This is a genomic window from Salmonella sp. SA14318 (assembly GCF_029866905.1).
In the GTDB taxonomy this organism is placed as follows: Bacteria; Pseudomonadota; Gammaproteobacteria; order Enterobacterales; family Enterobacteriaceae; genus Salmonella; species Salmonella enterica.
The window spans coordinates 1,431,780-1,444,927 of sequence record NZ_CP123282.1 but is presented as its reverse complement, the minus strand read 5'-3'; the positions used below and the strand labels follow the sequence as shown (position 1 = coordinate 1,444,927).

General features: G+C 51.9%; 11 protein-coding genes. 6 read left to right on the top strand and 5 right to left on the bottom strand.

What is annotated here, in order from left to right; translation table 11 throughout:
* Window positions 1-243: 243 nt before the first annotated feature.
* Window positions 244-1,635, top strand: coding sequence for a phosphoglycerate transporter PgtP (pgtP, locus tag QEN32_RS06795; protein ID WP_000955735.1), 1,392 nt, complete (start codon window positions 244-246; stop codon window positions 1,633-1,635).
* Between the two features lie 238 nt (window positions 1,636-1,873).
* On the opposite strand, the gene QEN32_RS06790 is transcribed toward pgtP, so the two are convergent.
* Window positions 1,874-2,116 carry a YfdY family protein gene (locus QEN32_RS06790; RefSeq protein ID WP_000639889.1) on the bottom strand — a complete coding sequence of 81 codons (243 nt, stop codon included), beginning with the start codon at window positions 2,114-2,116 and terminating at the stop codon, window positions 1,874-1,876.
* A 521-nt stretch (window positions 2,117-2,637) separates the two neighbouring features.
* Between QEN32_RS06790 and lpxP the strand changes: the two genes are divergently transcribed.
* Both lpxP and ypdK read left to right on the top strand, forming a co-directional pair.
* Window positions 2,638-3,558: a kdo(2)-lipid IV(A) palmitoleoyltransferase gene (gene lpxP / locus QEN32_RS06785; protein ID WP_000484431.1), complete on the top strand. Its 921-nt coding sequence runs from the start codon at window positions 2,638-2,640 to the stop codon at window positions 3,556-3,558.
* A 402-nt stretch (window positions 3,559-3,960) separates the two neighbouring features.
* Window positions 3,961-4,032 (top strand): membrane protein YpdK, encoded by a 72-nt coding sequence (ypdK, locus tag QEN32_RS06780; protein WP_010723117.1) that lies wholly within the window; start codon window positions 3,961-3,963, stop codon window positions 4,030-4,032.
* Between the two features lie 49 nt (window positions 4,033-4,081).
* On the opposite strand, the gene alaC is transcribed toward ypdK, so the two are convergent.
* Both alaC and glk read right to left on the bottom strand, forming a co-directional pair.
* Window positions 4,082-5,320, bottom strand: a complete 1,239-nt coding sequence (gene alaC / locus QEN32_RS06775) for an alanine transaminase (protein ID WP_000763118.1) — start codon at window positions 5,318-5,320, stop codon at window positions 4,082-4,084.
* A gap of 721 nt (window positions 5,321-6,041) precedes the next feature.
* Window positions 6,042-7,007 carry a glucokinase gene (glk, locus tag QEN32_RS06770; RefSeq protein ID WP_000170380.1) on the bottom strand — a complete coding sequence of 322 codons (966 nt, stop codon included), beginning with the start codon at window positions 7,005-7,007 and terminating at the stop codon, window positions 6,042-6,044.
* A 203-nt stretch (window positions 7,008-7,210) separates the two neighbouring features.
* Here glk and QEN32_RS06765 point away from each other — a divergent pair, with 203 nt between their 5' ends.
* Complete coding sequence (locus QEN32_RS06765; RefSeq protein ID WP_000468914.1) at window positions 7,211-8,446, top strand: ion channel protein; 1,236 nt, start codon at window positions 7,211-7,213, stop codon at window positions 8,444-8,446.
* A 19-nt stretch (window positions 8,447-8,465) separates the two neighbouring features.
* Here the strand turns inward: QEN32_RS06765 and QEN32_RS06760 are convergent, their stop codons facing one another.
* Window positions 8,466-10,118, bottom strand: coding sequence for an alpha-keto acid decarboxylase family protein (locus tag QEN32_RS06760; protein ID WP_023224645.1), 1,653 nt, complete (start codon window positions 10,116-10,118; stop codon window positions 8,466-8,468).
* A 179-nt stretch (window positions 10,119-10,297) separates the two neighbouring features.
* On the opposite strand from QEN32_RS06760, the gene mgrA reads away from it, so the two are divergent.
* Window positions 10,298-11,296: an L-glyceraldehyde 3-phosphate reductase gene (gene mgrA / locus QEN32_RS06755; RefSeq protein WP_020899059.1), complete on the top strand. Its 999-nt coding sequence runs from the start codon at window positions 10,298-10,300 to the stop codon at window positions 11,294-11,296.
* A gap of 113 nt (window positions 11,297-11,409) precedes the next feature.
* Complete coding sequence (ypeC, locus tag QEN32_RS06750) at window positions 11,410-11,736, top strand: DUF2502 domain-containing protein YpeC (protein ID WP_000490091.1); 327 nt, start codon at window positions 11,410-11,412, stop codon at window positions 11,734-11,736.
* Between the two features lie 60 nt (window positions 11,737-11,796).
* Here ypeC and QEN32_RS06745 read toward each other — a convergent pair whose 3' ends face one another.
* Window positions 11,797-13,038: an Nramp family divalent metal transporter gene (locus tag QEN32_RS06745; protein WP_000131734.1), complete on the bottom strand. Its 1,242-nt coding sequence runs from the start codon at window positions 13,036-13,038 to the stop codon at window positions 11,797-11,799.
* Window positions 13,039-13,148 lie beyond the last annotated feature (110 nt).

The window sequence follows — 13,148 nt, the reverse complement described above, 5'->3', positions numbered from 1 at the left end:
CAATAAAGCGTATCAGATCACTGGCAGCAAATTTGTTAATATCCGCACATGCTAACGATAAAACGGCCATGCCAATAATTAAAGTTTCACCACACCCTTTAAAATGGGTCAAAAATAACCTTTAAATTCACCCAATTGAGTCAATTTTGACACATTTCTTCGACTTGAATTTTATTGTCACTCCTTTCACTCTACCGACAAAACCTCCTGATGTTCATCTCACTATAAAATACAGGTGACTCCATGTTAACAATATTAAAAACAGGGAAATCGGCGCATAAAGTCCCACCGGAAAAAGTCCAGGCTACGTATGGTCGATATCGTATACAGGCATTGTTAAGCGTATTTCTGGGATATCTCGCTTACTATATAGTCAGAAACAACTTCACATTATCGACGCCTTATTTAAAAGAGCAATTGGATCTCAGCGCTACGCAAATCGGCCTGCTGAGTAGCTGTATGCTTATTGCTTACGGAATCAGTAAAGGCGTAATGAGCAGTCTGGCGGATAAAGCCAGCCCAAAAGTCTTCATGGCGTGCGGTCTGGTACTCTGCGCGATTGTTAACGTTGGGCTGGGATTCAGTAGCGCATTCTGGATATTTGCCGCTCTGGTGGTCTTCAATGGTCTTTTTCAGGGCATGGGCGTCGGCCCCTCGTTTATTACCATTGCAAACTGGTTCCCTCGCCGGGAACGCGGACGCGTAGGCGCCTTCTGGAATATCTCGCATAACGTTGGCGGCGGGATCGTCGCGCCTATCGTCGGTGCGGCTTTTGCGATATTGGGCAGCGAACACTGGCAAAGCGCCAGTTATATCGTTCCGGCCTGCGTCGCCGTCATTTTTGCCTTAATTGTTCTGGTCTTGGGAAAAGGTTCGCCGCGCGAAGAAGGTCTTCCCTCCCTGGAACAGATGATGCCGGAAGAAAAAGTCGTACTGAAAACGAAGAATACGGCAAAAGCGCCGGAAAATATGAGCGCATGGCAAATCTTCTGTACTTATGTGCTGCGCAATAAAAATGCCTGGTATATTTCGCTGGTCGATGTCTTCGTCTATATGGTGCGGTTTGGCATGATTAGCTGGTTACCTATCTATCTGTTGACAGTAAAACACTTTTCAAAAGAACAGATGAGCGTCGCGTTTCTCTTTTTCGAGTGGGCGGCGATTCCCTCTACGCTACTGGCAGGCTGGCTGTCAGATAAACTGTTTAAGGGCCGCAGAATGCCGTTAGCCATGATTTGCATGGCGCTGATTTTTGTCTGTCTGATCGGATACTGGAAAAGTGAATCTTTGCTGATGGTAACGATTTTCGCCGCCATTGTAGGTTGTCTGATTTACGTCCCGCAGTTCCTCGCGTCCGTACAGACAATGGAGATAGTCCCCAGCTTTGCCGTAGGTTCCGCCGTCGGTTTACGTGGGTTCATGAGCTATATTTTCGGCGCCTCGTTGGGCACCAGCCTGTTTGGTGTAATGGTGGATAAACTTGGCTGGTACGGCGGATTTTATCTTCTGATGGGCGGCATCGTGTGCTGCATTCTATTCTGTTACCTCTCCCATCGCGGCGCGCTGGAACTGGAACGCCAGCGCCAGAATGCGTTACATAATCAGGACTCACTGCAGCTTGCGGACGCACAATAAACGATTAGCCTTCCCGGGGAACAGAAGCGCCGACATTGTCGGCGCTATCTATTCGCTGACATCGTGTATACCCAAAATAATTCGAGTTGCTTAAAAGCGGCAAGGGAGTGAGTCCCCGGGAGCATAGATAACGATGTGACTGGGGTGAGCGACGTCCCGTCAGGGCGAGGCCCATGAATGGGCCGAGTAATCCATAGCCAACACATCAGCAACTTGAAGTATGAAGGGTATGTACTGACTAACGCTTACCGTATCCCACCATAAAGCGAATAATTAACCCACATGCCGGTGCGAGAAAAAGCAATAATCCGCTAACGATGTCATCGCCATCCTGCAGCCATACATTGAGTAAATAAATCAGCGCGGCAAGGATAACCATTCCCGTAAAAGAAGAAACCGCAGAAAAAGCCCCCATCACCTGACCGATATAGCCACTCACGGCAAGTATACTTATTGCAAGAAATGTCCATAAATAGATCATCTATAATACCTCCTGTCTATGGCAAGGCTTCCATATAGCCTTACGGTCCCTCTCACTTCTCCTTTAAGATAAACCTTATCAGCACGTCATTTCCATAACATTTATCTCACATTTTATTTTTCTAATCATTTTTCAATGACCTTCGTCTGAAATAAAATTATTACTGTAAAAACAATGCATTAAAAATAATGATTAGCTTATTTTTGCTACGGAAGAAATATTTACGCTTCTTGATAAAGAATTTCTGGGCGCGAGTAAATAACTGGTGGTACATTAGCCTGCCTGGCGTTCATGCCCTCGTGGTTTAGTACTGACTTAGTTTTACACTCCTTACGGGAACCATTGTCGTACATGATGGCCTAACTATACGTAAATCATTCAAGTTACCCTGATGAGCTTACTCAAGTAAGTGCTTCGGATAAGCGAACGCAACTTGAAGGATGATGCGTATTTCAGAGTGTACCGCTGCGGATAATGACTCTTCTGCGATACATTATTTTCGTATCTACAGAAGGTATTTTATGTTTCCTCAAAGCAAATTTTCACGCGCGTTTTTGCACCCGCGCTACTGGCTGACGTGGTTTGGCGTTGGCGTCCTCTGGTTACTGGTGCAGCTTCCCTACCCGGTTTTGCGTTTTCTGGGCACCCGCACCGGTAAGCTGGCGCGCCCCTTCCTGAAGCGACGTGAGTCGATCGCCCAGAAAAATATTGAACTCTGTTTTCCGACCCTCTCCCGGGAAGAAAGGGAAAAACTGATCGCCGAGAATTTCCACTCTCTTGGCATGGCGCTGCTTGAAACGGGCATGGCCTGGTTCTGGCCTGATAGCCGGGTTCGCAAATGGTTTGATGTGGACGGGCTGGACAACCTTACCCGTGCGCAGGCGCAAAATCGCGGCGTAATGGTCGTTGGCGTGCATTTTATGTCGCTGGAATTGGGAGGCCGGGTAATGGGTCTCTGCCAGCCGATGATGGCGACCTATCGCCCGCATAACAATCCGCTCATGGAGTGGGTGCAGACGCGCGGTCGTATGCGCTCAAATAAAGCGATGATCGGCAGAAACAATCTGCGCGGCATTGTGGGCGCGCTAAAAAAAGGGGAAGCCGTTTGGTTTGCTCCCGACCAGGACTACGGCCCTAAAGGCAGCTCCTTTGCGCCATTTTTCGCGGTTGAAAACGTCGCCACCACCAACGGCACCTATGTACTGTCCAGGCTGTCTGGCGCCGCCATGTTGACCGTTACAATGGTAAGGAAATCCGATAACTCGGGTTATCGTCTGTATATTACCCCTGAAATGGAAGGTTACCCGGCAGATGAAAATCAAGCCGCTGCCTATATGAATAAAATTATTGAGAAAGAGATCATGCGCGCCCCGGAGCAATATCTCTGGATTCATCGCCGTTTCAAGACTCGCCCGTTGGGAGAAGCGTCACTCTACATCTGAAAAAGGCCGCAAGGCCTTTTATTTTATCATTTCGCATTGCCATAATATTCATATCGTAAATTACTCATTCCTGCTTTCAGCGATAAGTCTCCTGTTTACAGGCGATTTTTTACTGTGTCGGCGGCGTCGCTCAATAGCGATTCATCACTGTCAGAAATTAAACTGTCGCCGATTCCCGACACTTGTAAGTTACTAAAAGTAAATAAGAAAATGCCTCTTGTTTCACCTCATTTTTAGGCGTACATTAGCGCCGTCTGGAGCGATGACGCGCAGAATTCTGAGGTGATGCAGGCGGTCGAAACACGAATAATTCTCAATTTCGTATTGTCCGGCATCAACTCTCTATAATCAGGTAAGTGTAAGTTCATTTAGGCGTACGACAGGTACGCGGAGAGATGAAACGTGAAATATTTCTTTATGGGCATTTCATTTATGGTCATCGTTTGGGCCGGTACTTTCGCCCTGATGATTTAAAAGTACAATGCAAAGAAAAACAGGAGCCATGGGGCTCCTGTTTGCTTTTCTACTCCGTGCTCGCCTCAACGGGTTTTGGATGTGACGGCAGCACGCCATCGGCGCGGAACATCGCTTTAATCCCTCTGACGGCCTGGCGAATGCGGTCGCGATTCTCTATTAATGCAAAGCGTACATGGGTGTCGCCATAGTCACCAAAGCCTATCCCTGGAGAAACGCAAACCTTCGCCTCATTCAGCAGCTTCTTGGCAAACTCAAGCGATCCCATCGCCGCATATTGCTCCGGGATTTTCGCCCAGACGTACATTGAGGCTTTCGGCATTTCAACCATCCAGCCCGCCTCATGCAGCCCCTTCACCAGCACATCGCGACGACGTTTATACTGCTCGGCGATATCGCGCACGCACTGCTGATCGCCTTCCAGAGCGGCGATAGCCGCCACCTGAAGCGGGGTAAAGGTGCCATAATCGTGATAACTTTTAATGCGCGCCAGCGCGCTGACCAGGGTTTTATTGCCCACCATAAACCCAATACGCCAGCCCGCCATATTATAGCTTTTCGACAGCGTGAAAAATTCGACCGCCACGTCGCGCGCGCCGGGCACCTGCATAATGGATGGCGCTTTCCAGCCGTCGTACACGATATCGGCATACGCCAGATCGTGCACCACCAGCACATCATAACGTTTAGCCAGAGCGACCACTTTTTCAAAAAATTCCAGTTCGACGCACTGGGCCGTAGGGTTAGATGGAAAACCCAAAATCATCATTTTCGGTTTCGGATAACTTTCGCGAATAGCGCGCTCCAGCTCGTTGAAGAAATCCACCCCCTCTACCAATGGAACCGAACGCACCTGCGCCCCGGCGATAACGGCGCCATAGATATGAATTGGGTAACTGGGGTTCGGCACCAGAACCGTATCACCATGATCCAGCGTCGCCAGCATTAAATGCGCCAGTCCCTCTTTGGAACCGATGGTCACAATCGCTTCGGTTTCCGGATCGATATCGACATCATAACGTTCCTGATACCAGTGAGAAATCGCGCGGCGTAAACGCGGTATGCCGCGGGACGTGGAATAACCGTGCGTATCCGGACGCTGCGCGACGGTGCAAAGTTTTTCGACAATGTGGGGAGGGGTTGCGCCATCAGGATTACCCATACTGAAATCAATAATATCTTCGCCGCGCCGACGCGCAGCCATTTTGAGTTCAGCGGTGATGTTAAAAACATAGGGCGGAAGGCGATCGATACGCGTAAAGCGACGTTCAGGGCGGAAGTCAGCCATAATATCCTCAGATTAACGTTAGCGCCCGGACCGTCCGAGCGACGCTGCCACGATGGTGGCTCCTTTAGAAAATAGCCTGAAAATTTTCTTCCTGTCGAGAGGCTAATGAAAATATTTTTTAGCGACGAAAAAGAGGAACAAGCGTAAAAATTTACTTTTTAAGCGTGTCAGTTATAGCATCATACAAATCATATTATTAACAAATTGATATCTTTAAATTTACCTAACGTGGTAAAGCCGACGATAATTTCCTGTCAATAAACCTTATCTCAAATAATCCCCTTTTGATTTTGTGGTTTTTCCTCTTTAATTAAAGCCCTTACTAAAAATAATGGTATTCAATCATGTCATATTGCGGTGTTTTTCAGGGACATTTCCCCGAAAATGAGGATCCTTTCCGGCAAGCTGCCGCGATGAAAGCGTAAATAAGGCAGCGAACCGGATACGTATAGTAAAATAAATCCCTGTTTTCGCCTGACTAACCGCCATGACATGATGACTCAACGCGCTGGTGTTTGACCTTTCGCTCAGCAAGAGTAAAGTGAAATAATTCAGACAGTTGAAGCATTCATGCACAGGAAAGGCAATGAAAAAAACCGCGTGAGGAACGCGGTTTGAGACTGACAAGAGAATGTTTAATTGCCTGATGACGCTGCGCTTATCAGGCCTACAGATGACACACTTTTGTAGGCCGGATAAGGCGTTTATGCCGCCATCTGACTTATAGAATATGGCCTAATGTCTGACGCAGATGCGCGCCGGAACCTAACAAGCCAGGATTATCATGGACAATCAGATAGACCGGAATACCGTGTACATAATCTTTAAAGCGGCCTTTATCTTCAAAGCCACCACGGAAGCCGGACGCTTTAAAGAATTCCAGGAAGCGCGGGACAATGCCGCCAGCGATATAAACGCCGCCAAATGTCCCCATGGTTAACGCCAGATCGCCGCCAAATCGCCCCATGATGACGCAAAAGAGCGACAACGCGCGGCGACAATCGATACAGCTATCCGCCAAGGCGCGTTCGGTAATATCTTTCGGGCGCAGATTTTCCGGCAGACGGTTGTCGGACTTAACAATCGCCCGGTAAAGATTCACCAGCCCCGGGCCAGACAGCACGCGCTCGGCGGAAACGTGGCCAATTTCGGCGCGCAATATTTCCAGAATCATAGCTTCTTCTTCGCTATTAGGCGCAAAATCGACATGCCCGCCTTCGCCCGGAAGGCTAATCCAACGCTTATCCACATGCACCAGATGCGCCACGCCCAAGCCGGTTCCCGCGCCATACACCGCAATAGGTTTGCCGTCTACCGGTTCGCCGCCGCCGAACTGAATTAAATGCTCTTTTTTCAGCATCGGGATCGCCATCGACACGGCGGTGAAATCGTTGATGATTTCCAGATGACTAAAGCCGAGATTTTTTTTCATTTCCGCAATAGAAAAAGCCCAGGTATGGTTAGTCATCGCTACCCAGTCACCGGTAATCGGACAGGCTATGGCGATACAACCATCTTCCACGCTGACGCTATGCTCATCGAGATAAACGCGCACCACGGCCTCAAGACTGGGATAATCCAGGCCGGAATACGTTTTGGCCTGCGAGATTTCTCCACTGGCGATATCACACAGGGCAAGACGCGCATTCGTGCCGCCTACATCTCCTACTAAAGCATACTTTGTCATTCTTCTACTGCTCCGCTAAAGTCAAAATAAGTCTTTGTCACACTGTAAATTCATGGGGGCATAACAACAACGGCCATCAGGCTGACTGCCTATAAATATAGATCTTCATCACAGAATTACTTTCTTGTTTCAGCACCAATTGCAGCAATGCCGTCGGGCAGGCTGTGCAAAATAGGTATACGACCCCGTGTAAGGAAGAGATTATGTTCCACCCGCGTGCCCGAACGATGCTGCTGCTGTCGCTCCCCGCGCTGATTATTGGCGTAGCGTCAAGCCTGGTTTTAATCGCTGCGATGAAAGTCGCGTCGGTTTTTCAGCAATTTCTTTGGCAACAACTGCCCACCAGCATCGGCATCGCTTATGATTCGCCGTTCTGGATAGTGGGTATGCTCACGCTAACCGGGATCGTGGTGGGTTTGATTATCCGTTACAGTCCCGGACACGCTGGCCCCGATCCGGCCATCGAACCGTTAATCAGTATGCCGGTCTCGCCATCTGCGCTGCCCGGGCTGCTTCTCGCCTTAATCATCGGCCTTGCTGGTGGGGTAAGTTTGGGGCCAGAGCATCCGATAATGACAATAAATATCGCGCTGGCGGCGGCTTTCGGCTCCCGCCTGTTTCCACGTATTACGGCGTTAGACTGGACGATTCTGGCCTCAGCGGGCACCATCGGCGCGCTGTTCGGCACGCCCGTCGCTGCGGCGCTGATTTTTTCGCAAACGCTTAGCGGCTCTAACGATATTCCCATGTGGGATCGCCTGTTTGCGCCGTTAATGGCGGCAGCGGCGGGGTCACTCACCACCAGCCTGTTCTTTCATCCGCATTTTTCGTTACCCATCGCCCATTACACGCAGATGCGGCTGGTGGACATTGCCAGCGGAGCGATCGTCGCGGCGATCGCTATTGCCGCCGGGATGGTCGCCGTCTGGTGCCTTCCGCGTCTGCACGAGTTGCTGCACCGACTAAAAAATCCGGTCCTGATTCTCGGCATTGGCGGTTTTATACTGGGTATTCTGGGCGTCATTGGCGGGCCGCTTACCCTGTTTAAAGGACTGGACGAAATGCAACAAATGGCGTTTAGCCAGACGTTGGGCGCGGGAGATTATTTTACCTTAGCCGTCGTCAAACTCGCCGCGCTGGTCATCGCGGCGGCGAGCGGCTTTCGCGGCGGGCGCATTTTTCCGGCTGTGTTTATCGGCGCGGCGCTGGGGCTCATGCTCCATGCCCATGTTGAGGCCGTACCCGCGGCGATTACCGTCTCCTGCGCGATTCTTGGCTTAGTGCTGGTAGTGACGCGCGACGGCTGGCTCAGTCTGTTTATGGCGGCAGTCGTCGTACCGGATACCAATCTGCTGCCGCTGCTCTGCATTGTGATGCTCCCCGCCTGGCTATTGCTGGCGGGAAAACCGTTGCTGGCCGCCAACCGTCACGAACCCTAATCCGGCGCAGCGGGGGCCATTATCCCCCGTTGCGGGCTTCCAGCGCCCGGGTCACGGTACGCAGTAATTCCGGCAGATCGGCTTTTGGCAACATCACTTCAATAAATGACAGACGTTGTGGGCGCGCCAGACGTTCGAGGACCTCTGCCAGTTGGATAGCCTGCGTCACCCGCCAGCACTCCGCCTGTTGCGCCGCGTTTAGCGCCGGTGGTATCTGCGTCCAGTTCCAGCTCGCGATGTCGTTATACCGCTGGGCCGCGCCGTGAATGGCGCGCTCTACGGTATAGCCGTCATTGTTGAGCAGCAGGATGACCGGCGCCTGCCCGTCGCGTAACATCGAGCCCATCTCCTGAATCGTGAGCTGCGCCGCGCCATCGCCGATAATCAGAATCACCCGCCGATCGGGACAGGCGGTTTGCGCGCCAAACGCGGCGGGCAAGGAATAGCCGATAGACCCCCACAGCGGCTGAACCACAACTTCCGCGCCGTCAGGAAGCGACAGCGCGGCAGCGCCAAAGGCGGCGGTCCCCTGGTCGACAAGGACAATATCGCCCGGTTTGAGATACTGCTGTAAGGTTTGCCAGAAGCTTTCCTGGGTCAGTTCTCCCTTATCAATCCGCACTGGCTGTCCGGCGGAACGCGTCGGCGGCGGCGCAAAAGCGCATTCCAGGCACAGTTCGCGCAGCGTAGACACCGCCTGCGCCATCGGGAGGTTGAACCAGGTTTCGCCGATGCGCGACGCGTAAGGCTGAATCTCCAGCGTGCGTTCCGCCGGCAATTGTTGGGTGAATCCGGCCGTAAGGGTATCGACAAAACGGGTGCCGACGCAGATAACCCTATCGGCGTCCTCTATGGCCTGACGCACTTCTTTGCTGCTGGCGCCAGCGCTATAGGTGCCAACGAAGTTCGGGTGCTGTTCATCAAAAAGCCCCTTCCCCATCAGTAGTGTCGCATGAGCGATGGGCGTTTCCGCCATCCAGCGCTGCAACAGTGGTCGTAAACCAAAACGCCCGGCAAGAAAGTCGGCCAATAGCGCAATGCGCCGACTGTTCATCAGGCACTGACGGGCGTGGTAACGAAAAGCCGTCTCCACGCCGCTTTGCGCTTCATGCACGGGCAACGCCAGCGCCTGCGTAGGCGGGATGGCCGTTTTTTTCGCCACGTCGGCGGGCAACATGATGTATCCTGGCCTGCGTGCGGCAAACATTTCACCCAATACGCGGTCAATCTCGAAACAGGCGTTCTGTTCATCCAATATTGCGCTGGCAGCGGATATCGCCTGACTCATGCGATAAAAATGACGAAAATCGCCGTCGCCGAGGGTATGGTGCATCAATTCGCCACGCTGCTGCGCAGCGCTACAAGGCGCGCCGACGATATGCAAGACCGGGACATATTCCGCGTAACTGCCCGCGATACCGTTAATAGCGCTAAGTTCTCCCACGCCAAAGGTGGTGAGTAGCGCTCCAGCGCCCGACATGCGCGCATAGCCATCCGCGGCATAAGCGGCGTTCAGCTCATTGGCGCATCCCACCCAACGCAAGGTCGGGTGGTCAATCACATGGTCAAGAAACTGCAAGTTATAATCGCCCGGTACGCCAAAAAGATGGCCAATGCCGCATCCTGCCAGTCTGTCCAGCAAATAGTCGGCCACGGTATAGGGGTTTTGCATGACAGCTTTCCTTTTGACGTTGACATTATGTTGAGTATTAAGGAATGCCGATGGCTGTCCAGCACGACGGGGATGAAAGCCTGGAAAACAATGTTTACAGCGGCAAACAGTAAAATCCGGATACCGCCTGGCGAGTGTAACCGTATACACTATTTATTCACGCCACAGGGGGAAAGGTCATGATTTATCAGCCTGATGAAAATCGTTATCACACAATGGAGTATCGTCGCTGCGGGCGTAGCGGCGTCAAACTTCCCGCTATTTCGCTGGGGTTATGGCACAACTTCGGCGATGCGACACGGATAGAAAATAGCCGGGCGCTGCTGCAACGCGCGTTCGATCTGGGCATTACCCACTTTGATCTCGCCAATAATTATGGGCCGCCGCCGGGCTCCGCAGAATGCAATTTTGGCCGCATTCTGCAGGAAGATTTTTTACCGTGGCGCGATGAGTTAGTCATCTCCACCAAAGCGGGCTACACCATGTGGGATGGCCCTTATGGCGACTGGGGTTCACGGAAATACCTTATCGCCAGCCTCGATCAAAGCCTGAAACGTATGGGGCTGGAGTATGTCGATATCTTTTATCACCATCGTCCCGATCCCGAAACGCCGCTTAAAGAGACGATGAAAGCGTTAGATCACCTTGTGCGCCAGGGCAAAGCGTTGTACGTAGGGATCTCTAACTATCCTGCCGATCTGGCCAGACAAGCTATCGATATTCTGGAGGATCTCGGCACGCCTTGCCTGATTCATCAGCCTAAATATTCGCTTTTTGAGCGTTGGGTAGAGGACGGGCTGCTGGCGCTATTGCAGGAAAAAGGCGTCGGCAGTATTGCCTTCTCGCCGCTGGCGGGCGGGCAGCTCACTGACCGTTATCTGAATGGCATTCCGGAAGATTCCCGCGCGGCAAGCGGAAGCCGTTTCCTTAAACCAGAACAGATTACCGCCGACAAACTGGAAAAAGTTCGCCGGTTGAATGAACTGGCTGCGCGACGGGGTCAAAAATTGTCTCAGATGGCGCTCGCCTGGGTGCTGCGTAACGATAACGTTACCTCGGTACTGATTGGCGCCAGCAAACCGTCGCAAATCGAAGACGCCGTGGGAATGCTGGCCAATCGCCGTTTTTCAGCGGCGGAATGTGCAGAAATTGACGCTATTCTGGAGGGCCGGTTTTAGCAAAAAATGCTCTCCTTCATGATTTAAGAGTTAAGGCGATGAAACAAATCTTTACTGCTTTGTAATATTGCATTAACAGGCCGGCGACGGCTCGATCGTGAAGGAGAGAAAGTATGTTCAGGTCACTGATTCTGGCGGCAGCCTTGCTGGCTTTTACACCGCTTGCCGCGAATGCGGGCGAAATCACCCTGTTGCCCTCAATTAAATTACAGATTGGCGATCGCGATGATTACGGTAACTACTGGGACGGTGGTCGCTGGCGCGACCGGGATTACTGGCACAACCATTATGAATGGCGTAAAAATCGCTGGTGGCGCCATGACAACGGCTATCATCGCGGCTGGGATAAGCGTAAAGCGTATGAACGCGGTTATCGGGAAGGCTGGCGCGATCGCGACGATCATCGCGGGCGAGGCCGGGGTCACAAACATCATCACTAAGCCTCCTGCTGAATAATAGCCCGATGACGTTCACGCATCGGGCCTGCTATCTTTCTGTCTTTATGACAACCCCATCACCGTTCCAACCAGTAACCAGATATTCAGGGCGACGACCAGCACGACAATTATCCAGCCAATCTGTTTTACCCGCCGCGTGTTCACCAGCTCGCCCATTAGCGTAGCGTTACTGGTGAAAATCAGGAGCGGCACCAGCGCCAGCGCAATACCAAAACTCAGCAGCACCTGGCTCATCACCAGAATTCGGGTAGGGTCAAGCCCCATCAAAATCACAATAAATGAGGGCAGCATGGTAATGGTGCGCCGTACCCACAGCGGAATGTGAAAACGGACAAACCCTTGCATCACCACCTGCCCCGCCAGAGTCCCTACCACAGTGGAGGAAAGCCCTGCCGCTACCAGACTAAGACCAAACACCGTTGCCGCCGCATGGCTTAGTAACGGTTCCAGCGTCAGGTATGCCTGATCGAGGTCGGCGATGCCGGTGTGGCCGCTAAAATGAAACGCCGCCGCGGCGGTCGCCATCATTGCCAGATTGACAAAACCGGCAATCGTCATGGCAATAGCGACATCCCATTTCGTTGCTGAGTACCGTTGTTGCCGCGTTCCGCCGTGCAGATGCTGTGTTAATGACGAGTGCAGATAAATCACGTGCGGCATAATCGTCGCGCCAAGCACGCCGGCGGCTAAGAATACGGCTTCCGGGTTCGGTAGCGCTGGGATAACCATTCCTTTGCCGAGCTGCGCCATATCAGGCTGAGAGAAAAACAGCTCCACAATGTAAGCGGCGGCGACAAAAAGCAGTAAACCGCCGATGACTTTTTCAAGCGGTTTTTGACCGCGGCGCTGTAACATTAAAATCAGAAACGTCGCGATACCGGTCAATACCGCGCCCTGTAATAAAGAGACGCCCAGGATCAGCTTAAAACCTATTGCCGCGCCGATAAATTCAGCTAAATCGGTGGCCATCGCGATGATTTCCGCCTGTACCCAGTAAAACCAGACTACCGGGCGCGGATAATGGTCGCGAATTTGCTCCGCCAGGTTCTTGCCCGTGGCGATTCCGAGTTTTGCCGAGAGGATTTGAATCAGCATCGCCATCAGGTTCGCCCAGACCACCACCCAGAGTAGCTGGTAGCCAAAGCTGGCGCCGGCCTGAATATTGGTCGCGAAGTTACCAGGATCGATATAACCAATCGCGGCAATGAACGCAGGTCCCATTAATGCGAGCCTTAGCTTGCGCGCCGCCCGTCCGCTGCTATTCTCTACGCGATTGTCAGTCATCTTTTGCCTCAAAAACATAGCCTTTGCTATGTTTCATGCTATGTTTATTGATAATGATTATCAAGTGCATTTCAATGGGTACGGGTGATTACTTTGATAGTGTGAAACGA